This is a genomic window from Aeromonas sp. XH, assembly GCF_033348475.1.
GTDB classification, from domain to species: domain Bacteria; phylum Pseudomonadota; class Gammaproteobacteria; order Enterobacterales; family Aeromonadaceae; genus Aeromonas; species Aeromonas sanarellii.
This window is the reverse complement of record NZ_CP137630.1, coordinates 3176639-3197939: the sequence shown is the minus strand read 5'-3', so window position 1 is coordinate 3197939 and position 21301 is coordinate 3176639. Positions and strand designations below refer to the sequence as shown.

Sequence of the window (21301 nt, the reverse complement as noted above, 5' to 3'; positions counted from 1 at the left end):
GATATCAGGGTTTTATCAAGGCGGCCGGGCTGCATGTCGTCAATGTGCTGTTTTTAAAAAGGTTTTAAGTCAATCTCCTGGAGGGGAAAGAAATTTCCCTCATGATTTTATCCCTGAGCGGGTCCTTATGTTTTCCGGGGCGCGGGGGCCTAGTCTGTGGCCATTCGCTGGCGGCCTGTCCGCCATTGTCACGACTCGCCCCTTTATCGACCCGGAGAGCTTATGCCCCTAGATTCGAGCAAGAAGATCGGCCTCATCGCCTGTACAGGTGTGGTGGCCGGCAACATGATGGGGAGCGGCATCGCGCTGCTGCCCTCGGCCCTGGCCACCATCGGCTCCATCTCCCTGTTCAGCTGGGCCATCTGCCTGGTGGGCGCCATGGGGCTGGCCTTCGTGTTCGCCCGCCTCGCCACCAAGAACCCGCAGGAGGGCGGCCCCATCGCCTACGCCGGCGAGATCTCCCCCGTGTTCGGCTTCCAGACCGGCGTGCTCTACTACCACGCGAACTGGATAGGCAACCTGGCCATCGCCATCACCGGCGTCTCCTACCTCTCGGTCTTCTTCCCCATCCTCAACGACCCCATTCCGGCGGCCCTGGCCACCATAGCGGCGGTCTGGATCTTCACCTTCGTCAACCTGCTGGGCGGCAGCTGGGTGAGCCGGCTCTGTACTCTGGGACTGGTGCTGATCCTGCTGCCGGTCGTCGGTACTGCCGTGATGGGGTGGGGCCATTTTGATGCCGCCGTCTACAGCCAGAACTGGAACACCACCAGCGGCAGCGATCTGCATGCGGTCATCAGCGCCGTGCTGATCTGCCTCTGGTCCTTCGTCGGTGTTGAATCTGCCGCCGTCTCCTCCGGCATGGTGAAGAACCCCAAGCGCACCGTACCGCTCGCCACCATGCTGGGTACCGCCATCGCCGGCGTCATCTACATCCTCTCCACCCAGGTGATCGGCGGCATGTTCCCGGCCGGTGAAGTGGCTGCCTCAGGCGCGCCCTTCGCCATGGCGTCGTCCGCCATCTTCGGCGATTGGTCCGCCCCCTTCGTCTCCGCCTTCACCGCCCTGGCCTGCTTCACCTCCCTGGGCTCCTGGATGATGCTGGTGGGCGAGGCGGGCAAGCGCGCCGCCCAGGACGGCAACTTCCCGAAAATCTACGGCGAAGTGGACGAGAACGGCGTCGCCAAGAAGGGGCTGATACTCGGCTCCCTCAAGATGACCGCGCTGATGATCGGCCTGACCGCCTTCACCTCCCAGTCCGCCCACGCCGCCGACTTGTTCAACGTGCTGACCACGGATGCGGTGCTGCTGACCATGCTGCCCTACTTCTACTCCAGCATTAACCTCATTCGCTTCGAGGGCATGACCTCCCGCAGCGCGGGCGCGATGATCTTCTCCGGCGTGGCCTGCGTGTTCTGCCTGGTGGCGCTGATGGGGGCCAAGGGCTCCAACCTCACCGCTACCTTCGTGGTGTCGCTCATCATCCTGATGTTCTACGCCAAGAAACAGGGTCTGCGTCAGCACGACTCCCTGCTGAGCGAACAGGCCAGCCACTAATCCTCCCTTTTCCATTCCTGCGCTCTCCACTCCCCATCCCCGATGGAGAGCGCCCCCTTATGTGTGGAGCATCAAGATGAACATCATTGCCATCCTCAACCACCTGGGTGTCTTCTTCAAAGAAGAACCGATTCGCCAGCTGCAAGCCTCCCTCGAGCGCAAGGGCTTCGAGGTTGTCTACCCGGTCGACGTGGCCGATCTGCTGAAACTCATCGAGAAGAACCCCCGCGTCTGCGGCGCCATCTTCGACTGGGACAAATACTCCCTGGGCCTGTGCAAGGAGATCCACGATCGCAACGAGAAGCTGCCGATCTTCGCCTTCGCCAACGACCAGTCCACCCTGGACATTCACCTGACCGACCTGCGTCTGAACGTGCACTTCTTCGAGTACCGTCTCGGCATGGCCGACGACATCGCCCTCAAGATGGGTCAGGCCACGAGTGAGTATCAGGACGCCATCCTGCCGCCGTTCACCAAGGCACTGTTCAAGTACGTGGAAGAGGGCAAGTACACCTTCTGTACTCCGGGTCACATGGGCGGTACCGCCTTCCAGATGAGCCCGGCCGGCAGCCTCTTCTATGACTTCTATGGCCCGAACGCGTTCAAGGCTGACGTCTCCATCTCCATGCCGGAGCTGGGCTCCTTGCTGGATCACTCGGGCCCTCACAAGGAAGCCGAAGAGTACATCGCCCGTACCTTCAACGCGGATCGCTCCTACATCGTCACCAACGGGACCTCCACCGCCAACAAGATCGTCGGCATGTACTCCGCGCCGGCCGGCAGCACAGTGCTGGTGGATCGCAACTGCCACAAGTCGCTCACTCACCTGATGATGATGAACGACGTGACTCCGATTTACTTCCGTCCGACCCGCAACGCCTACGGCATTCTGGGGGGTATCCCGCAGAGCGAATTCAGCCGTGAGACCATAGCTGCCAAGGTCGCCGCCACCCCGGGTGCCCAGGCGCCACGCTACGCCGTGATCACCAACTCCACCTACGACGGCCTGCTCTACAACACCGGCTTCATCAAGGAGGCGCTGGACACCCCTTACATCCACTTCGACAGTGCCTGGGTGCCCTACACCAACTTCAGCCCGATCTACGAAGGCAAGTGCGGCATGAGCGGCGAAGCCATGCCGGGCAAGGTGTTCTACGAAACCCAGTCCACCCACAAGCTGCTGGCGGCCTTCTCCCAGGCCTCGATGATCCACATCAAGGGTGACGTGGAGGAAGAGACCTTCAACGAAGCCTTCATGATGCACACCTCCACCTCGCCACAGTACGGCATAGTAGCGTCCACCGAGATCTCCGCTGCCATGATGCGTGGCAACACCGGCAAGCGGCTGATCAAGGACTCCATCGATCGCGCCATCTCCTTCCGCAAAGAGATCAAGCGTCTGCGCGAGCAGAGCGAAGGCTGGTTCTTCGACATATGGCAGCCGGACAACATCGACACCGTCGAGTGCTGGAAGCTGGATCCGAAAGATGACTGGCACGGCTTCAAGGAGATCGACGACAACCACATGTACCTGGATCCCATCAAGGTCACCCTGCTGACTCCGGGGATGGGTCGTGACGGCCAGCTGCTGGAGAGCGGCATCCCGGCCTCTCTGGTCTCCAAGTTCCTGGACGAGCGCGGCATAGTGGTGGAGAAGACAGGCCCCTACAACCTGCTGTTCCTCTTCTCCATCGGTATCGATCAGTCCAAGGCGATGCAGCTGCTGCGCGCCCTGACCGAGTTCAAGCGCGGCTACGACCTGAACCTGACCATCAAGAGCATACTGCCGAGCCTCTACCGCGAAGACCCGAGCTTCTACGAAGGGATGCGCATTCAGGAGCTGGCGCAGCGCATTCACGAGCTGACCAGCAAGTACCGCCTGCCGGAGCTGATGTTCAAGGCGTTCGACGTGCTGCCGGAGATGAAGATGACCCCGCACGCCGCCTGGCAGCAGGAGCTGGCCGGCAAGGTGGTGGAAGTGCCGCTGCGCGACATGGTGGACCGCATCAGCGCCAACATGATACTGCCCTACCCGCCGGGAGTACCCCTGGTGCTGCCGGGCGAGATGGTGACCCAGAACTCCCTGCCGGTGCTCGAGTTCCTCGAGATGCTGTGCGAGATCGGGGCCCACTACCCGGGCTTCGAGACCGACATCCACGGCCTCTATCGTCAGGCCGATGGCAGCTACACCGTCAAGGTGCTGCGCTGATCGAGAGAGATGAAAACGGGCCGCGAGGCCCGTTTTTCTATTGGATTCCAGCCATTTGCGATCAGGGACGGATCACCCGGCGAGGGCGCTCGCGGCGCTAGCTCGTGTGGCGCGCCAGGGTCCCCTCCCGGCGGGCGGGCTGCGACCGGCGACGCCGGCTCAGGGGGGCGCACGCCAGCCTGAGGCGATGCCACTCCCGCCACAGCAGCCAGCACAGGGGCAGGGTCAGCAGCAGCACCGTGGTGGGCTGGGCCAGCAGCACCCCGTCCCGTCCCCATTTCAGCGGCAGCAGGAAGATGAGCGGCAGCAGCAGCACCGTCTTGGCGACCGAGATCAGCAGCGCCTGGCGGGTACGGGCCATGGCTTGCAGCAGCACTATGCCGAACATGACTATCCCCTCCAGCGGGATGGCGGCGAGGTTGAGGGTCAGGCTGCGCATGGCCGCGGCCAGCAGCTCGACATCCTGGCTGCCGGTGTAGAGCATGGCGACAGGTTGCGGCAGCAGCTGGATCAGCAGCCAGACCGCCAGACCGTAGAGGAGCGTGATCCTGATCCCCATCTCCATCAGGAATTTCAGATCGCGGTGGCGACGGGCGCCCGCCGCCTGGCTGACCAGGGGCTGGATGCCAAACGCCAACCCCTGCAGCACCACGATGAACACCGCCTCTGTGTAGCCGGCCACGGTGAAACCCGCCAGATCCTTGACCGAGCCGTGCACCATCAGCTGGCTGTTGTGCAGCATCAGCAAGAGCCCCAGATTGAACTGGGCGATGAGGCTCGGCAGCCCGGTGAACAGCAGGTTCGGCATGGCCGGGAAGCTGGGGCGCAGCTGGCGCCAGGAGAGGCGCAGGCGGGCATAAGGGGTGAAGAAGTAGCCCAGGCCCAGCAGGCAGACCATCCCCTCGGCCATCAGGGTCGCCTGGGCCGTGCCCGTCAGGCCGAGCCCGAGCCGGCCGACCATGATGTAGTTGAGCAGGATGTTGAGCAGGGCGCCGCCGCTCACCAGCACCATGGCGAGGCGGGGGCGGCCGTCGTTGCGCAGCAGATAGGGCACGGCGAGGTTGCCCGCCAGCAGCAGGGTGCCGCCGCCGATCCAGCCGAGATAGTCGCTGGCCTGCTGCCAGGTGTCGCTGCCCTGCTCAAGGCCGAGGGCCAGCAGGATGTCGATGTGCCAGCGGTGCAGCAGCAGCGGGGCCAGGGCCCCCAGCAGTGCCAGCAGCCAGAGTCCGTTGACCAGCCCCTGACGGGCGAGCGCCGTGTTTCTGGCACCCTGCTGGAAGGAGATGAGGGTGGCCGCCCCCATGGCGATCATGGCGGCCAGGCCTATCAGCACCATGATGACCGGGTAGACCAGGTTGATGCCGGCGAGGCCCGCGGCCCCCACGTAGTGGCCGACGAAGATGCCGTCCACCAGGTAGTAGGCGCCGGAGACCAGCATGGCGAGGACGGAGGGGAGGGCGTAGCCCCAGAAGCGGCGGGTCATGGCCCGCTGGCGCAGATGGAAGTAGGCGGACATATCTGTTCTCTCGGGGAGTTCGATGCTCGGACAGACAGTCTAAATTATTCTATTTTTACCGATAATCAGGATTTTCCTTGATGGATTGCTGAGTATTTTTCAGTAATCAGTCCGTCCGATGGTGGGCCTTCAGCATGTCGATCAGGGCGCGCAGGCCGCTGCCCAGCTGGTGGCGGCCGGGATAGAAGAGGTTGAAGCCGGCGAAGCTGGGGCTCCAGTCGTCCAGCACGCTCACCAGCCGCCCCGCGGCCAGCGCCTCCCTCACCTCCTCCTCCTGGCAGTAGGCCAGCCCCAGCCCCGCCTCGGCCGCCCCCAGGTAGAGCGCCGGGGTGCTGGTGGTGAGCGGGCCGCTCACCTCTATCTCCAGCAACTTGTCGTCGGCGGCGAAGGCCCAGCGATAGTGGTGGTGCGGGGTGAGGCGATAGCCGATGCAGTCGTGCTGGCTCAGCTCGCTCGGGTGCCGGGGGATGCCCCTGGCCGCCAGATAGGCGGGGGCGCCCACCACCAGGTAGCGCTGCTGGGCCCCGAGGGGCACGGCGATCATCTCCTTGGGCAGCAGATCCCCGTAGAAGAGGGCGGCGTCGAATCCATCCTCGATGAGGCGCGGCATCAGCTCCAGCTCCACCACCTCCACCTGCATGCGCGGGTAGCGCACCAGATAGTCGATCAGTACCGGGGCCAGCAGCTCCTGGATGGCGGCCCTGGGTCCGCAGATCTTGAGGCGGCCGACCGGTTCGTCGCCGTGGCGGGTCAGCTCCTCCAGCGCCCCCTCCAGCTGGGTCAGGGTGGGCAGCAACTGGGCCAGCAGCCGCTGGCCCGCATCGGTGGCCACCACGGCCCGGGTGCTGCGGTTGAGCAGCCGCACCCCCAACCGGTTCTCCAGCCCCTTCAGGCTGTGGCTGAGCGCCGAGGCCGAGACTCCTAGCTCGAGGGCGGCCTTGCTGAAACTCTGGTGGCGGGCGACGGCGGCAAACACCGCCAGTTCGGCGAGATCGGTGCGGGTGATGGTCATCATGGCTCGGCAGGAAGAGGGCGAGTCACAAGGGTACGCCAAGGCGCCGACCCAGACAATCGACCCCGGAGCCGGGCCTTGTAGCGAACTTGTGATCGCGGTAAGTATTGGAATCTATTGAAACAAATTTGAATTGTTAAAAAATACTAACAATCCGGCGCTAAAAATGTGAGCTGACACGATCGAAAGGCGACCAGAGTCAAACTTTGGTTGATTAATTCAAAAAAACACTGTGATTAATTGGGTCATTTAATTAGAGTCAGCGCATCGGATGAGGCGGTCGTTGTCAGTTTGTTAACGACAGAGGGCGCCGCCATCAGGTTCAGGATTTCATGCCGCAGTATGTTGCAATTCGGTTGTCGCGGGACGTGATGGCCCGGTTGCCCTGGCGTGAGAACACAAGAGCAGGGATGAACAGCAGCAGTTCCAGGGATGCGGAACCGGCCAGGTGGCCAAATAAGCAACGAGATTCCACTTTCCTTGATGACAGGATTACCCCTATGTCTGACATGAACATTGCAGTTGAAGGCAGCTTAAGCAACGCCTCCTCCCGTGGCATCAACAAGGCCGACGTGGTCTGGATGCTGGGTCTGTACGGTACCGCCATCGGTGCCGGTGTCCTCTTCCTGCCGATCAACGCAGGCGTCGGTGGTCTGTGGCCGCTGGTGGCCATGCTGATCCTGGCCCTGCCGCTGACCTTCTTCGCCCACCGTGGCCTGACCCGCTTCGTGCTGTCCGGCGCCACCCGTGACGGCGACATCACCGAGGTAGTGGAGGAGCACTTCGGCAAGACCGCGGGCAAGTTCATCACCCTGCTCTACTTCTTCGCCATCTACCCCATCCTGCTGATGTACTCCGTGGCCATCACCAACACGGTCGAGAGCCTGATGGTGCACCAGCTGGGCATGACTGCGCCCCCCCGTGCCATCCTCTCCCTGGTGCTGATCCTGGGTCTGATGGCGATCGTTCGCCTCGGCGGCCAGGTCATCGTCAAGGCGATGAGCGTGCTGGTCTTCCCCTTCGTGATCACCCTGATGGGCCTGGCGGTCTACCTGATCCCGCACTGGAACGGCGCCATCATCACCGAAGCCCCGGCGCTGTCCGACGCCTTCAACGGTGACTTCATCAAGACCCTGTGGCTGGCCATTCCGGTGATGGTGTTCTCCTTCAACCACTCCCCGATCATCTCCTCCTTCGCGGTGGACAACAAAGGCCGCTACGGCGCCAACGCCGAGAAGAAGTGCAGCAACATCCTGCTGGGCGCCCACGTCATGATGGTGATGACAGTGATGTTCTTCGTGTTCAGCTGCGTGCTGAGCCTCTCCCCGGCTGACCTGGCGGCGGCCAAGGAGCAGAACATCTCCATCCTCTCCTACCTGGCCAACCACTTCGACAACCCGGTGATCGCCACCGTGGCACCGCTCATCGCCATGGTCGCCATCAGCAAGTCCTTCCTGGGTCACTACCTGGGGGCGCAAGAGGGCATGAACGGCCTGATGGCCAAGTCCCTGCGCGAGAAGGGCAAGAACGTCGACGTCAAGCAGCTGAACAAGGTGACCGCGATCTTCATGATCCTGACCACCTGGGCCATCGCCACCATCAACCCGAGCATCCTCGGCATGATCGAAGACCTGGGCGGCCCCATCATCGCGATGCTGCTGTTCCTGATGCCGATGTACGCCATCGCCAAGGTGCCCGCCATGCGCAAATACGCCGGCAACCTGAGCAACGGCTTCGTGACTCTCATCGGCCTCATCGCCATGTCCGGCATCATCTACAAGCTGATTGCCTGACGACTCCGGTCAGTCTCGGTGAAAAGGCCGCCTCGATTGAGGCGGCCTTTTTATATGCGCGAAAGCTTAACAAAGCCGCGGCAGCGGCCTAACATGGCGGGATGTTTTTCTAGACAGGACAAAAGGATATGTCTGGGTTGAAAAAGGAGCTCGGGCTCTGGCAGGGGATGGGGCTGCTCGCCACCTCGTTGCTCGGTACCGGGATCTTCGTGGTACCGGCGACGGCGGCATCGCTGGCGGGCGGGGCGTCGCTCTGGGCCTGGCTGCTGCTCATCGCGCTGGTGCTGCCCATCGCCTTCACCTTCGCGCGGCTCGGGCGCCGCTATCCCCACGCCGGCGGGGCGCCCCACCTCATCGGGCTCGCCTTTGGCAACGGCGCCGAGCGCTTCTCCGCCTTCCTGTTTCTGGCGGTGCTGCCGGTGGGGCTGCCCGCCGCCCTCACCATAGCCGCCGGTTTCTGGCACGCCCTGTTCGACATGGGGGAGTGGACCCTCTGGGCCATCCAGCTGCTCACCCTGCTCGGGGTCTTCCTGCTGGGGCTGCGGGGGGCGCGCTCCTCCGGCAACCTGCAACTGTTGATCGCCCTGGCGATCCTGGGGCTGACCCTGCTCATCTGGTTCAAGGGGGAGCTCGGCTGGCGCGACGCGGCCCAGCCGTTGCCGGCGGCGAGCGAATGGCCCGCCATGGGCTCGGCGCTGGCGGTGATGTTCTGGTGTTTCGTCGGGCTCGAGGCCTTCGCCCACATGGGGGAGGAGTTCAAGCGGCCGCAGCGGGACTACCCGCTCGCCCTGCTCGGCGGCGTGCTGCTGGCCGGGCTCATCTACTGGATCCACTCCCTGGTGGTGCTGAAGTACGGCCTCTACGGGGACGAGGCGACCAACGCCACCGCCATCCCGGCCCTGCTCTCGCTCTTGTTCGGCCCCACCGCCAAGTGGCTGGTGGCGGTGCTCGGCTACCTCTCCTGCTTCGCCAGCATCAACATTTATCTGCAGGGCTTCGCGCGCCTTATCTGGAGCATGGCGCGGGAGGGCAAGCTGCCCGCCTCCCTCTCCCGGCTCTCGGCCCGCGGCGCCCCCCTCAATGCCCTGTGCTGGGTGCTCGCCATCTGCCTCGTCTCCATCACCCTGATCCTCTGGCTGAAGCTGCCGCTCGACGCTCTCATCCGCTACGCCAACGGCAACTTCGTGCTGGTCTACCTGCTCTGCATGGCGGCAGGCTGGCGCCTGCTCGGCGGCCTGGGCAAGGGGCTGGCGGGGGTGAGCGCCCTGCTCTGCCTCGCCGTGCTGGTGGCGCTCTCCTCCCAGGTGCTCTATGCGGTGCTGCTGAGCGCAGGCTACGGCGTTTTCTCCCTGTGGCGGCGCCGGCGCCGCCGTACCCCGGGGAGCGATTCGCCCTGCGCCATCAAGTGATGGCCCCAAAGAGAACAAACCCCGCATGGCGGGGTTTGTTCTCTTTGCTGTGGTGCGCGTTCAGTCGCGGGGGGCCTTGAGCGCCTGGATCACATCTTCATCGGGGGCCAGCCCCTCCACGTGGTTGAAGCTCTCCAGCCCCTCCTGGGGATGGATGGTGAAGGCGTCGGCGCTCAGGTAGCTGCCGCTGCCGGCACTCTCGACGATGACGATGAGTTCGGGCTGCTTGTCACCGTTGAGATCCAGCAGTTTCAGCGCCTTGACACTGCCGTCTCGCGGCAGCACCTTGCCGTCGATGAACTGATCCAGCGGGAACTGGGGGTTGGCACCCGAGTAGAGGCGCACGTCGTAGCTGCCGGTGGAGGCGGGCTCGCCGCGCCCCTCGCTGACGGTGATGACCTGGCCTGCCGGCAGGGTCTGCTGCTGGAAGAACCCGTCTGCCGCCTGGCTGGCCAGGGGCAGGGTGAGCAGACCGAGAGTAAGGTATAAGGCTTTCATGGAGATGACCCTTGTTGCTGCTTGTCTTGCTGTGTCGACGGGCAGGGGCTGGCCCCCGCCACATCGGAATGCGGTCCGGGGCCGCCTGTCGGCAACCCCTGAGCGCCCTGTGATCACCATATCTTGACCCGTTTGGCCGGGTCCAGATAGAGCTTGTCACCCGGCTGGATCTTGAACGCCTCGTAGAAGGCGGGGATGTTCGGCACCACGCCGTTGACCCTGTATTCGGGCGGGGAGTGGGGATCCGAGGCGAGCAGCATCTGCATCAGCTCGGGGCGATACATGCCCTTCCACACCTGGGCCCAGCCGAGGAAGAAGCGCTGCTCCCCGGTGAAGCCGTCCAGCACCGGCGCCTCCTTGCCATCCAGCGACAGCAGATAGGCCTTGTGGGCTATGGTGAGGCCGCCCAGATCGCCGATGTTTTCCCCCAGGGTGAACTGGCCGTTGACATACTGCCCCTTGATGGGCTCGAAGCGGTTGTACTGGGCCACCAGCCGGCTGGTGCGGAAGCGAAACTCCTTGAGATCCTGAGGCGTCCACCAGTCGCGCATCACGCCGTCACCGTCGGATTTGGCCCCCTGATCATCAAAACCGTGGCCCATCTCGTGGCCGATGACCCCGCCGATGGCGCCGTAGTTGACCGCGTCATCCGCCGTCATGTCGAAGAAGGGGGGCTGCAAGATGGCAGCCGGGAAGACGATCTCGTTGTTGCTCGGGTTGTAGTAGGCGTTCACCGTCTGGGGCGACATGTGCCACTCGTCCCTGTCCACCGGCTTGCCGAGGCGCGCCAGGTTGTCGGCGTATTCGAAGGCGCGGGCCCGTTGCAGGTTGCCCACCAGATCATCGGCACGGATGGCGATGGCGCCGTAGTCCTTCCACTTGTCCGGGTAGCCTATCTTGGGCCTGAACTTGGCGAGCTTCTCGAGGGCTTGGGCTTTGGTGGCCGGCGACATCCAGTCCAGCTCCTGAATGCTCTGGCCGTAGGCGGTGCGCAGGTTCTCCACCAGCTGCTCCATGCGGGCCTTGGCCTCTGGCGGGAAGTAGCGTTCCACGTAGAGCTTGCCCACCGCCTCCCCCAGGTTGTTGTCCAGCACCCCGAGCGCCCGCTCCCAGGGGGCGCGCTGCTTGGGCGTGCCGCTCAGGGCGGTGCCGAAGAAGGCGAAGTTCAGGGCATCGGTCTGGCTGTCGAGGTAGGGGGCGTAGTCCGTGATGAGCTGCCACTTGAGGTAGGCCTGCCAGTCGCCGACCGGGGTCGTCGTCATCAGCTCGTTCAGGGCCGAGAGGTAGGTCGGCTGGCCGATGACGAGGCTGCTCTGGCCCGCGAGGCCGGCCTGGCCGAGATAGGCGTCCCAGTCGATGGCGGGGGCGAGGCGCCCCAGCTCGCTCACCGGCCCCTTGTTGTAGTTCTTCTCTCTGTCCCGCAGGGCCACGTTGTCCCACTGGATCCGGGCGATCCGGGTCTCGAGGGCCAGGATGCGCTTGGCCTTGGCCCCCGCGTCTGTCTCGCCGAAACGGGCCAGCATGGCGGCGATGTGCTGCTCGTACTTGTGCAGCAGCGCCTGGCTGGCGGCATCCGTCTTGAGGTAATAGTCCCTGTCCGGCAGGTTGAGTCCGGCCTGGTAGAGGTAGACCGCATAGCTGTCCGGCGCCTTGGCGTCCGCGTCTATCCAGAAGCCGAAGGGGGCGCCGCCACCGGTGCGGCCGCTCTGGGCGAAGGCGCGGGCGAGATCACTCGGGGTCCGGATCTGCTCGATCTCGCTCAGCATCGGTAGCAGGGGCGTGGTGCCCTTGGCGTTGCGGGTCGTCTGATCCAGATAGCTCTGGTAAAGGTCGTGGATCTGCTGGGCCGGGGTGCCGGCGGCGGCCTTGCCGTCCAGTCCTTCCACCAGCACCCGCACGTCCGCCAGGGATTTGTCCCGCAGCAGGTAGAAGGCGCCGTCGGCGGGCCTGTCGTCCGGGATCTTGGCGGTGGCGAGCCAGTGGCCGTTCACGTAGCGGAAGAAGTCGTCGCCGGGTTTGACGCTGGTGTCCATGTTGGCCAGCGCGAGGCCGGAGTGCTTGTCTGAGCCGTCCGGTGCCTGACTGCAACCGGCCAGCAGGGCCAGCCCGACGAGGGCGGCCAGCAGGTTTTTCTTGTTGTTCATTATGTTGTATTCCAATTCGGGTTAGGTGGCTTCCTTGCCCACGCAGGGAGCGTCTCACTCTAGCAGCCGGGTTAGCGCTTGATAAGCCCGACTCTGCTAAGATCGCCCTGGTCGTATTGGGGAAGCCTATGATTTCTCGTATTTATTCTTGTTTTTGTCAGACTCTGCCCGCGCCGGAAGGTTCCCGCGGCCTGCTGGTGGCCTTCAGCGGCGGGCTCGACTCCACCGTGCTGCTGGTGCTGGCGGCCCGCTTTGCCCGTGAACAGGGCCTGGCCTTGCGCGCCCTGCACGTCCATCACGGCCTGAGCCCCCACGCCGACGACTGGGTGGCCCATTGCGAGGGGGTATGCCGGCAGCTGGCGGTGCCCCTCGTGGTGGAGCGGGTGCGCCTCGCCCGGGGCAACGGCGATAGCCTGGAGGCCCAGGCGCGGGAGGCCCGCTATCAGCGCCTCGCCGCCCACCTGGGGGAGGGGGAGTGGCTGCTCACCGCCCATCATCAGGACGATCAGCTGGAGACCCTGCTGCTGGCGCTCAAACGTGGCGCCGGGCTGCGCGGGCTGGCGGGCATGGTGCCAGACCAGCCCTTTGCCGGCGGCCGCTTGCTGCGCCCCTTGCTGGAGATCAGCCGGGCCGAGCTGGCCGACGTGGCCGCTACCCTGCCCTATGGCTGGGTGGAGGACGAGAGCAACGAGGACCCGAGCTATGACCGCAACTTCCTGCGCCAGCAGCTCATCCCCCAGCTCAAGGCGCGCTGGCCCGCCATGGCCCAGACGGCGGCGCGCAGCATGGCCCTGTGCGCCGAGCAGGAGGCGCTCATCGGCGAGCTGGCCGAAGCGGACTGGCTACGGGCCGGGGAGGGAGAGGCGCTGCGCATCGCGCCTCTGCACGGGTTGTCCGAGGTGCGGCGCAACAACCTGCTGCGCCACTGGATCCGCCGCCAGGGGGGGGAGATGCCGTCCCGGGCGCAGCTGGGCCTGCTGTGGCAGGAGGTGGCGCTGGCGCGCGAGGACGCCAACCCCAGGCTGAATCTGCAGGGACTGGAGTGTCGCCGCTTTCAGGGACGGCTGTATCTGGTGGCGCCGGGTCTGGCGCCCCGCGAGGAGGTGCTGCCCATCGGGGTGGGGGAGGCGCTCACCCTGCCGGACGGCTTGGGGCAGTTCAGGCTGTGGTCATCGGGTGGCGAGGGGCTGAGGGCGCCGCGGGAGGACGAACCGCTCTCGGTACGCTTCCAGGTGGCGCCCGGTATCATGCTCAAGCCGGTGGGACGGGTTGGTAGCCGGCGGCTCAAGAAGCTGCTGCAGGAGCATGGGGTGCCCTCCTGGCAGCGGGGACGCATTCCCATCCTCCATTACGGCGAGCAGGCGGCCCTGGTGGCCGGGCTCTTCGTCTGCGACGGATTTCTGGCGCCCGAAGGGGGAATGGCCTGGGAGTGGCGGCGTGCCGTCACCCCGGATGCCGATTGACGGCGCCCTATTCGGGGATGCCCGCTTCGCCGGCCTTCTTGCGGGCGTAGAGGTGGGCATCTGCCGTTGCGTAGAGCCGCTCCACGTCCATGCCCGAGTGCCAGCTCGCGGCCCCCAGGCTGCACCCCACCGAGAAGGCGCTGAGCTCCTTGTGGCTGTGCAGCACATGTTGCAGCCGCAGCCAGACCGGGCGCCAGGCCTCGGGGTCGGCGGGTTGCAGCAGCAGGGCAAACTCGTCCCCGCCGAGGCGAAACGCCTGATCCGTGCCGCGAATGCAGCCCTGCAGCAGCTGGGCGAAGCGGCTCAGCACCAGATCCCCCACAGGGTGGCCCCAGGTGTCGTTGACCTGCTTGAAGCGATCGAGATCCAGCAGCACCAGTACCAGGCCGTGGGGCTCCCGGCTGTGCTGCTCCACCGCCCGGCCGATGGCCTCGTCGAAGTAGGCGCGATTGCCGAGCCCGGTCAGGTGGTCGAGCCGCACCTGCTGCTCCAGCCGATCCAGCCGCAGATAGAGGGGCAGGGGGAGGCTGAACAGCTGATGGTACTGCTCCAGCAGCCGGCGCTGGCCGTCGCCCAGGGGCTGCTCCAGCTCGTAGTGCAGCTGGCCGAGCAACTGGTCGTGCTGGCCCCGCAGCTCGAAGCGATAACCGTGCAGCACCTGCCTGGCCTGGGGCGGGTGGGAGATGAGGGGGTGGGGCTGGCCACAGTCGAAGTGGAGGGCGTGGATCCGGACAATCTTTGCCACCCGCTCGGCAAAGATTGCCAGCAGGGCGTCAAGATCCCGCTGCCCCAGCAACTGCTCCAGCTGCTGATAACGGTCCTGCCCGCTCAGGGGCGCAAGGCGCTCCATCTGCTGCACCCACTGCTCTATGCCATGTCCGAAGCCGTTCAATGACGATGTGTTTTCCACGTTACAGCCCTTACACCTCTCCACTCATTGCGTGGGTTCTTGCAATCCTTGTGCCCAAAATATGTCCGATGAAAAACAAAGGGGCTGGCTAGGCTTAACGGGATGAAACGGGAGGGAAAAAGGGGAGCCTAGCCCCTTCCCGGGCCGGCCTGGCAGGGCACCGCAGCGGCGAGTTGGCAGGCCACGAAGAGGAAAGGGGAGGAGTGCGTGTACGCCGATGTGTTGATCCTGCTGCTGTTCGCCGTCCTGCTGGTGGCCATTTTTCGCCGCCTCGGCCAGCCGGTGATCCTCGCCTATCTGTTCGTCGGCATGCTGCTCGGCCCCCACGGGATGGCCATCGTCACGGGGCAGGCCATGATGCAGACCATAGGGGAGCTTGGCATCGTCTTCCTGATGTTCTCCCTCGGCCTCGAGTTCTCGCTGCCGCGCCTGCTCGCCATGCGCAAGCTGGTGCTGGGGGTCGGCGGCCTGCAGGTGCTGCTCACCTCCTTGCTGTTTTTCTGGCTCGCCTGGTGGTGGGGGCTGAGCCTCTCCCAGGCGCTGGTGGTGTCGGGCACCCTGGCGCTCTCCTCCACCGCCGTGGTGATCAAGCAGCTCGGCGAGCTCAAGCAACTGCATACCCGGCGGGCCCAGCTCGGGGTGAGCGTGCTCTTGTTCCAGGATCTCGCCGTGGTGCCCCTGCTGGTGATGATCCCCATCCTGGCCCAACCCGAGGTGCAGGGCAGCGCCCTGCTGGCGGAGGTCGCCTGGGCCTCCCTCAAGGGGCTGTTCGCCCTGTCGGTGCTGCTGGCGGTGGGCAAGTGGCTGCTGCCCATGGTGTTTCACGAGGTGGCGCGGGCGCGATCCGACGAGCTGTTCGTGCTCTGCACCCTGCTGGTGGCCCTGCTGGCGGCCTCCCTCACCCAGTGGATGGGGCTCTCCATGGCCCTCGGTGCCTTCCTGGCGGGCATGATGCTGGGGGAGTCCCACTACCGCCACCAGCTGGAGGTGGACATCAAGCCGTTTCGGGACGTGCTGATGGGGCTCTTCTTCATCACCATCGGCATGACCATGGACTGGGCCCTGGTGGCGAGCGCCTGGTGGCAGGTGCTGCTGTGCGTGGCCGGCCTCATCCTGTGCAAGTCGCTGCTGGTGCTGCTGGCGGGCCGGCTGATGGGGGAGCGCAAGCGCGACGCCATGGCGGCCGGCATCATGCTGAGCCAGGTGGGGGAGTTCGGCTTCGTGCTGCTGGCGCTGGCGAGTCACCACGGCCTGCTCGACCACCGGCTGGTCTCCCTGCTCATCGGCATCGGCGTCATCTCCATCGCCCTCACCCCCTGGCTGGTGTTGCGGGCCCTGGGACTGGCCCGCTCCCTCACCGACAGCGCCCTGCTCTCCCGCGCCGAGGTCGCCCAGTCGGGCCTCGGCAAGCATCAGCACGTCATCATCGCCGGATTCGGCCGCGCCGGGCAGACCTGCGCCCGCTTTCTCAAGCTCGAGGAGATCCCCTTTCTGGCGCTGGATCTCGACCCCGAGCGGGTGAGCGAGGCCAAGCTGGCGGGGGAGCAGGTGGCGTTCGGCGATGCCAGCCGCCGCGACATCCTGCTGGCCGCCGGCCTGCTGCGGGCCAGGCTGGTGATCATCACCTTCGACGACATCAAGCGGGTCGACGCCATGCTGACGCTGATCCGGGAGCTGGCGGGGGAGCTCAAGGTGCTGGTGCGCACCCGGGACGACAGCTTCCTCGAGCACTACAAGCAGGCCGGCGCCTTCGAGGTGATCCCCGAGTCCCAGGAGGGGGCCCTGATGCTGGTCTCCCACCTGCTGCTCAACTGCGACGTTCCCATCGGCCGGGTGATCCGGCGCATGGAGCACGAGCGCAGCAGCCAGTACCGCTTCCTGCACGGCTTCTACTGGGGGGGACAGAGCGCCGGCAATCTGGAGACGGACCAGCTGCTGGAGCGGCTGCACCCCGTGCTGCTGCACGATCAGGCCTGGGCGGTGGGGCACAGGGTGCGGGAGCTCGCCCTGGGAGAGGTGCGCATCAAGGCGGTACAGCGCGGGGAGCGCAGCCTGGAGCCGAGGGCGGAGCTGCGGCTGGCGGCGGGAGATACCCTGGTGCTCTTCGGCACCGCCGTCGCCATGGAGCAGGCGGAGCAGCGCCTGCTGGAGGGGCGCTAGGCTCAGGCCTCCTCGCGAAGGCGCTCCTCCCTTAGGCCAGGCAAGTCCAGAAATGCCTCTATGCGCTGGCGCTGCGCCATCGCATCCTGATACCCCAGCTTGAGCAGGCGCTGGCAGTAACCCGGATCAAACATCAGGAAGCTGGCCAGGCTGCTGCTCTCCTCGCCGTTCACCCCGAGCACCCGCAGCAGGCGGCGCACCTGGGTCGGCAGTCTGGCCAGGTAGTCGAGGGCGATGAGGTCGAGATCCTGGCTAGGCCGGATGACGCAGGTCTCCACCTGGCGCAGCTTCAGACGGCTGCGCTCCCGCGCCGGGATGAGCGACAGGGTCTGGTTGATGCGCCCGAGCCGCTCCAGATCCGAGTTCAGGGTGTCGGAGAAGACGGTGTTGAGCAGGTGGCTCGCGATGTTGGAGCTGGTCAGATGGCGTTGGCGGGGGGCCGCGCTCCCCTGGTGGGGGGAGTCCAGGGTGACCAGCAGGATCCGCTCCGCCCCCAGGTGGATGGCGGGGCTGAGCGGGCTCAGCTGGTGGATGGAGCCGTCCCCGTAGAAGCGATCGCCTATGGGGGTGGCGGGAAAGACGAAGGGCAGCGCCGACGAGGCCAGCAGGTGATCCGAGGTGAGCAGGGTGCGCAGGCCGCGCCGCCTGGCCCGCTCCCAGGGCTGATGCTCGGCCCGTCCCTGGAAGAAGGTGGTGGAGAGGCCGTCGTCGTAGTCGGAGGCCGTGATGGCGATGGCCTCCAGGCTGCCGTAGAGGATGTTGTCGTCGATGCGGTGATAGTCGATGAGCTGGTCCAGCAGGCGGCGCAGGGGGGCGTTGTCGAACAGGTGGAAGGCGTGGTTGCTCTGGGGCGTGATGAGACCGGCCGACCCCTGATAGAGGGTGCGCCATAGCAGCTGGCAGGGATGAAAGTCGAAGATGTGGTGGGTCTCGAAGCGTCGCCAGACCCACTCCAGCTTGCGCACCCCCAGGTGGAAGCAGGAGGCGTAGCAGGCCAGCGCCGTGATGTTGAGGGCCCCCGCCGAGGTGCCGCACAAAATGGGGAAGGGGATGCCGATGTTGCGGGGGTAGAGCTCGGCCACCGCCTTGAGGACGCCGACCTGATAGGCGGCGCGGGCACCGCCACCGGTCAACAGAAGCGCTGTATTGGGTCTGGCCATGCTGCTGTCCCTTGTTGTGATGGCGTCACGGCTGATAAAAGGAGGTCGGTCATAGGGGACGCCTTATGGTGATCGCCAGGGCGGGTTGCCACCGCGCAATTTAACTATAAGACGTTGTATCGCGGATAAAAACGGGCCCCGCACGCATTTTTTGCGACCCGTTTTCCGGGCTCAGGCCCGAGGGGGCGTCTGGCTCAGCCGATCGAAGGCGGCGAACACGGGGGGGCTCGCCAGGATGCGGCCATGGCCGAGACCCCGGGTACTCACCAGCCGGGTGCGGCCATCCTGGGTCGCGCGCAGGGAGTCGCCATGGGGAGCAAATCTGTCCTCTTCGTCGTGCACTATGATGGCCTCGCCCGTCCGGCTGGCGAGCCGGCCCAGCGGGTCGACCGTGCTGAGAGGGTGCTGGTATTCGTGTTCAATCTCCTTGACCACAGCATCGAACAGCCGGATGGAGTAGCCGGAGCGCGCCACCATACCGTAGAGCTGGGGCACGTAGTCGAGCACGGGGGAGATGAGCAGCAGCGGCAGCGCATCCATGGCCGGGTGACGGCTGCTGAGGATGACGGCACCCCCCATGCTGTGGGTGATGACCCCCTGGACGGGACCGACCCGTTCGAGGATCTCGTCGAAGGCGCGCACGAAGCGGGGCAGGTGGCCCGTGCTCCCCTCGCTCAGGCCATGGGCGGGGTGATCATAGGCCAGCGCCGTGAAGCCCTGGGCGGCGATATGGCTCATCAGCGGATAGAACTGGCTGGCGCTGCCGGACCAGCCGTGCATCAGCAACCAGACCGGCCCCTGGCCGAGCCGGTAGCTCATCAGAGTGCCTTCGCCGGTGTGCATGGCCTGCTGCACCAGGCCGGCTGGCGTGGCGACCTCCCGGGTGAGCCGCTGCGGGGTGAGCAGCAGTTTGCTGGCGGTGCGTTTGGCGTGAGCGGGGGCCAGCGCGTGATGCAACCGGGTGCCGAGGCCCAGCAGCAACTTGCTCGGGCTGAAGCGGCGGGTGTTGAAGTAGATCTTGCTGCTCATGATGGTCCTGTGGTTTGTGTGTTCGAACGATCGTGCTTTTTTGTGAGTTTTTAAAAAGAAGGGCCGATCGGCTCAGCGCCAACTGGCCAGCAGGGCGGTCACCTCCGGCCAGAAGTGGCGGGCCGGATCCTCGCAGAGCGCCAGGGCGTGGAACACCTGATCCCCGAGGTAGAGGCCGTAGAGCCGATAGACGGCGCGCCAGGGATCGAGATCGCTGCGCCACTCCCCCCTGGCCTGTCCCTGCACCACCTGGCGGGCCAGGTAGTCGAGCCAGAAGCGCACCAGCTGGCGTGCCGCCTGCTGCACCTCCCCCTCCTGGGCCGAGGTCCAGGCATCGAGGAACATGCAGCGGCCGGCGAAGCTCTGGTTCCAGGCCAGCCAGGCCTGCAGCAGGGCGATCAGCTTTTCCTGCTGGGTCTGGTGCTGCTGCTGGCGCACCGGCTGGATCACCCGCTCCCGGAACACCTCGGCGGAGTAGGTGAGCACGGCGATCTGCAGGTTGTCGCGGGACTGGAAGTGGGCGAACAGACCGCTCTTGGACATCTCGCAGGTCGTGGCGAGCGAGCCTATGGTGAGGCTCTCCAGCCCCTGCCGGCTCGCCTGCTCGAAGGCGGTCTGCAAAATCGTGTCGCGGGTCTGGCGTCCCTTGCTCATCCTGGTCTCCTCTGATGGCTGCGGCCAGCATAAAGTACGACCGTGCTAATTGTCGAGTCACAAACCACCATAGTGGTGTGGACAAGGGGCTGGTCAGCTGTCCTTGATATCCATCTGCTGCAGGGCGATCACCGCCTGGGTGCGGTTCTTGACGCCAAGTTTGCGGAAGGTGGAGTGATATGGGCCCTGATGGTGGCAGGGGCTCAACTGTCCTTGATATCCATCTGCTGCAGGGCGATCACCGCCTGGGTGCGATTCTTGACGCCGAGTTTGCGGAAGGCGGAGTGATATGGGCCCTGATGGTGGCAAGGGGCTGGTCAGCTGTCCTTGATATCCATCTGCTGCAGGGCGATCACCGCCTGGGTACGGTTCTTGACGCCAAGTTTGCGGAAGATGGCGGTGATATGGGCCTTGATGGTGGCCTCGGAGACGTTGAGCTCCCAGGCGATCTGCTTGTTGAGGCTGCCGTCCCGCAGCATGATCAGCACCTTGTACTGCTGGGGAGTGAGGCTGGCCAGCTTGCTGGCGAAATCCGGGCCGTCGACGGGCTCGGAATGGAGGGAGACCCCTTCCGGCACCCAGTTGTCCCCCCCGATCACCGTATTGAGGGCGCTGACCAGCTCCTTCATGGGGGCGGACTTGGGGATGAAGCCCAGGGCCCCGAGCCGCAGCACCTGCTGGATGATGGCGGCATCCTCCGACGCCGAGACCACGACGATGGGCAGATCCGGATGGTGGCCGCGCAGATAGGCGAGCCCTTCGAAGCCATTGGCCCCGGGCATCTTGAGGTCCAGCAGCAGCAGGTCGACTTCGGGGTGCTCGGCGAGCAGGTGGGTCAGGCTGTCGATGGAATCTGCTTCCAGCAGCCTGGCGTCGTCGATGGCCATGTGCACCGCTTGATAGAGGGCTCCCCGAAACAGGGGGTGGTCATCTGCGATGACGATGGTAAATTGGCTGTCCATTGCTCACATTGTTGCTAACTGATTGTTTTGAAAAATCAAACTAGCACCGCTCCCCAAGAGGGTCAAACCCGCGGGTGCGCAAATGTGAGGCGACCGTCGGATGTCGTGCCGTTGGGGCAGATGGGATGGTCGTGAACAACCCACGCAGGAGGCAATCGATGGGATCCCTGGTATTGACGGTAGGCACAGGTTCCACCTGGGCAATGAGGGCGACGCTGGTGCTCGCCATGAGCGGGCTGGAGTGGCAGGAGCAGGTGTTCGATCTGGAGGATGCCAGGTCGCTGCAGCGGCTCAAGCGGGTGGCGCCGGCCGGCCTGGTGCCCTGGCTCGACGACGGTGAGCTGCGCATCCACGACTCCCTGGCCATCGCCGAGTACCTGCACGAGCTGTGCCCGGGGCGCCACCTCTATCCGGCGGATCGGGCCGAGCGGGCGTTGGCGCGCAGCCTGTGTGCCGAGCTGCACGCCGGTTTTCGCCAGATCCGCACCCTGCTGCCCTTCTTCCTCGGCGCGCCGACCCAGAGCGAGCCGCCGGTGGAGGTCATCGACGAGCTGGCCCGGTTGCAGACCCTCTGGTCCCAGGCGCGGGGGCCCTTCTACTTCGACGAGGCGGGCATTCTGGACGCCTTCTATGCGGTGATGGCCTATCGGCTGGCGAGCTACGGCATCCTGCTGCCCGCTCAGGCCGGCGCCTATCAGCAGGCCCTGCTGGCCTGGCCCCTGTGGCAGCAGACCCTGCTCAGGGCGCGCCTGCAGTGGCCGGTGGTGGCCCGCCAACCCGATTGACTCTGAGTGGCAAGACGACAGAGGGGAGCCATGGGCTCCC

The 21301-nt window shown here is 65.3% G+C and carries 16 protein-coding genes and 1 pseudogene; 7 read left to right on the top strand and 10 right to left on the bottom strand.

All coding sequences use genetic code 11. The features are described from left to right. Window positions 1-222 precede the first annotated feature (222 nt). Together cadB and R2B70_RS14625 are read left to right on the top strand one after the other, a co-directional pair. On the top strand, window positions 223-1557 hold the full coding sequence (cadB, locus tag R2B70_RS14630; RefSeq protein WP_318161853.1) for a cadaverine/lysine antiporter: 1335 nt from the start codon (window positions 223-225) through the stop codon (window positions 1555-1557). 76 nt (window positions 1558-1633) lie between these two features. After that, window positions 1634-3766, top strand: coding sequence for a lysine decarboxylase CadA (locus R2B70_RS14625; protein WP_318161852.1), 2133 nt, complete (start codon window positions 1634-1636; stop codon window positions 3764-3766). 97 nt (window positions 3767-3863) lie between these two features. Here R2B70_RS14625 and R2B70_RS14620 read toward each other — a convergent pair whose 3' ends face one another. Both R2B70_RS14620 and R2B70_RS14615 read right to left on the bottom strand, forming a co-directional pair. Next, on the bottom strand, window positions 3864-5282 hold the full coding sequence (locus R2B70_RS14620) for an MATE family efflux transporter (protein WP_318161851.1): 1419 nt from the start codon (window positions 5280-5282) through the stop codon (window positions 3864-3866). A 106-nt stretch (window positions 5283-5388) separates the two neighbouring features. Next, on the bottom strand, window positions 5389-6294 hold the full coding sequence (locus R2B70_RS14615; protein ID WP_318161850.1) for a LysR family transcriptional regulator: 906 nt from the start codon (window positions 6292-6294) through the stop codon (window positions 5389-5391). Between the two features lie 500 nt (window positions 6295-6794). Here R2B70_RS14615 and R2B70_RS14610 point away from each other — a divergent pair, with 500 nt between their 5' ends. Together R2B70_RS14610 and yjeH are read left to right on the top strand one after the other, a co-directional pair. Next, window positions 6795-8087 carry an HAAAP family serine/threonine permease gene (locus R2B70_RS14610; RefSeq protein WP_042074690.1) on the top strand — a complete coding sequence of 431 codons (1293 nt, stop codon included), beginning with the start codon at window positions 6795-6797 and terminating at the stop codon, window positions 8085-8087. A 128-nt stretch (window positions 8088-8215) separates the two neighbouring features. After that, entirely contained in the window at window positions 8216-9496 is a 1281-nt protein-coding gene (yjeH, locus tag R2B70_RS14605) for an L-methionine/branched-chain amino acid transporter (protein ID WP_318161849.1), read from the top strand. Window positions 9497-9556: 60 nt separating this feature from the next. Here the strand turns inward: yjeH and R2B70_RS14600 are convergent, their stop codons facing one another. Beyond that, window positions 9557-9994 carry a PliI family lysozyme inhibitor of I-type lysozyme gene (locus tag R2B70_RS14600; RefSeq protein WP_042074687.1) on the bottom strand — a complete coding sequence of 146 codons (438 nt, stop codon included), beginning with the start codon at window positions 9992-9994 and terminating at the stop codon, window positions 9557-9559. Window positions 9995-10107: 113 nt separating this feature from the next. Beyond that, the gene (locus R2B70_RS14595) at window positions 10108-12138 is read right to left on the bottom strand and encodes a M13 family metallopeptidase (protein ID WP_318161848.1); all 2031 of its coding nucleotides are present in this window, start codon (window positions 12136-12138) and stop codon (window positions 10108-10110) included. 128 nt (window positions 12139-12266) lie between these two features. Between R2B70_RS14595 and tilS the strand changes: the two genes are divergently transcribed. After that, window positions 12267-13601 (top strand): tRNA lysidine(34) synthetase TilS, encoded by a 1335-nt coding sequence (tilS, locus tag R2B70_RS14590; protein WP_318161847.1) that lies wholly within the window; start codon window positions 12267-12269, stop codon window positions 13599-13601. Between the two features lie 7 nt (window positions 13602-13608). Here the strand turns inward: tilS and R2B70_RS14585 are convergent, their stop codons facing one another. Beyond that, the gene (locus R2B70_RS14585; protein WP_209793898.1) at window positions 13609-14511 is read right to left on the bottom strand and encodes a GGDEF domain-containing protein; all 903 of its coding nucleotides are present in this window, start codon (window positions 14509-14511) and stop codon (window positions 13609-13611) included. A 207-nt stretch (window positions 14512-14718) separates the two neighbouring features. Between R2B70_RS14585 and R2B70_RS14580 the strand changes: the two genes are divergently transcribed. Continuing rightward, complete coding sequence (locus R2B70_RS14580) at window positions 14719-16671, top strand: monovalent cation:proton antiporter family protein (RefSeq protein WP_042074250.1); 1953 nt, start codon at window positions 14719-14721, stop codon at window positions 16669-16671. A 2-nt stretch (window positions 16672-16673) separates the two neighbouring features. Here R2B70_RS14580 and R2B70_RS14575 read toward each other — a convergent pair whose 3' ends face one another. From R2B70_RS14575 to R2B70_RS14550, 5 genes and pseudogenes are all read right to left on the bottom strand, one after another. After that, complete coding sequence (locus R2B70_RS14575) at window positions 16674-17831, bottom strand: patatin-like phospholipase family protein (protein WP_318161846.1); 1158 nt, start codon at window positions 17829-17831, stop codon at window positions 16674-16676. 171 nt (window positions 17832-18002) lie between these two features. Further along, window positions 18003-18860 carry an alpha/beta hydrolase gene (locus tag R2B70_RS14570; protein WP_318161845.1) on the bottom strand — a complete coding sequence of 286 codons (858 nt, stop codon included), beginning with the start codon at window positions 18858-18860 and terminating at the stop codon, window positions 18003-18005. A 72-nt stretch (window positions 18861-18932) separates the two neighbouring features. Continuing rightward, complete coding sequence (locus R2B70_RS14565) at window positions 18933-19514, bottom strand: TetR/AcrR family transcriptional regulator (RefSeq protein ID WP_042074255.1); 582 nt, start codon at window positions 19512-19514, stop codon at window positions 18933-18935. Between the two features lie 93 nt (window positions 19515-19607). Further along, window positions 19608-19711 (bottom strand): annotated as a pseudogene (locus R2B70_RS14560) (LuxR C-terminal-related transcriptional regulator); the annotation flags it as partial. A gap of 120 nt (window positions 19712-19831) precedes the next feature. Further along, complete coding sequence (locus R2B70_RS14550; RefSeq protein ID WP_318161844.1) at window positions 19832-20476, bottom strand: response regulator transcription factor; 645 nt, start codon at window positions 20474-20476, stop codon at window positions 19832-19834. Between the two features lie 158 nt (window positions 20477-20634). Between R2B70_RS14550 and R2B70_RS14545 the strand changes: the two genes are divergently transcribed. After that, the gene (locus R2B70_RS14545) at window positions 20635-21261 is read left to right on the top strand and encodes a glutathione S-transferase N-terminal domain-containing protein (RefSeq protein ID WP_318161843.1); all 627 of its coding nucleotides are present in this window, start codon (window positions 20635-20637) and stop codon (window positions 21259-21261) included. The last annotated feature ends 40 nt before the right edge of the window (window positions 21262-21301 follow it).

Excerpts from the sequence above, each read along its gene's own strand:
- cadB (WP_318161853.1), top strand. The coding sequence starts at position 223 with ATGCCCCTAGATTCGAGCAAGAAGATCGGCCTCATCGCCTGTACAGGT.
- R2B70_RS14625 (WP_318161852.1), top strand. The coding sequence starts at position 1,634 with ATGAACATCATTGCCATCCTCAACCACCTGGGTGTCTTCTTCAAAGAA.
- R2B70_RS14620 (WP_318161851.1), bottom strand. The coding sequence starts at position 5,282 with ATGTCCGCCTACTTCCATCTGCGCCAGCGGGCCATGACCCGCCGCTTC.
- R2B70_RS14615 (WP_318161850.1), bottom strand. The coding sequence starts at position 6,294 with ATGACCATCACCCGCACCGATCTCGCCGAACTGGCGGTGTTTGCCGCC.
- R2B70_RS14610 (WP_042074690.1), top strand. The coding sequence starts at position 6,795 with ATGTCTGACATGAACATTGCAGTTGAAGGCAGCTTAAGCAACGCCTCC.
- yjeH (WP_318161849.1), top strand. The coding sequence starts at position 8,216 with ATGTCTGGGTTGAAAAAGGAGCTCGGGCTCTGGCAGGGGATGGGGCTG.
- R2B70_RS14600 (WP_042074687.1), bottom strand. The coding sequence starts at position 9,994 with ATGAAAGCCTTATACCTTACTCTCGGTCTGCTCACCCTGCCCCTGGCC.
- R2B70_RS14595 (WP_318161848.1), bottom strand. The coding sequence starts at position 12,138 with ATGAACAACAAGAAAAACCTGCTGGCCGCCCTCGTCGGGCTGGCCCTG.
- tilS (WP_318161847.1), top strand. The coding sequence starts at position 12,267 with ATGATTTCTCGTATTTATTCTTGTTTTTGTCAGACTCTGCCCGCGCCG.
- R2B70_RS14575 (WP_318161846.1), bottom strand. The coding sequence starts at position 17,831 with ATGGCCAGACCCAATACAGCGCTTCTGTTGACCGGTGGCGGTGCCCGC.
- R2B70_RS14570 (WP_318161845.1), bottom strand. The coding sequence starts at position 18,860 with ATGAGCAGCAAGATCTACTTCAACACCCGCCGCTTCAGCCCGAGCAAG.
- R2B70_RS14565 (WP_042074255.1), bottom strand. The coding sequence starts at position 19,514 with ATGAGCAAGGGACGCCAGACCCGCGACACGATTTTGCAGACCGCCTTC.
- R2B70_RS14550 (WP_318161844.1), bottom strand. The coding sequence starts at position 20,476 with ATGGACAGCCAATTTACCATCGTCATCGCAGATGACCACCCCCTGTTT.
- R2B70_RS14545 (WP_318161843.1), top strand. The coding sequence starts at position 20,635 with ATGGGATCCCTGGTATTGACGGTAGGCACAGGTTCCACCTGGGCAATG.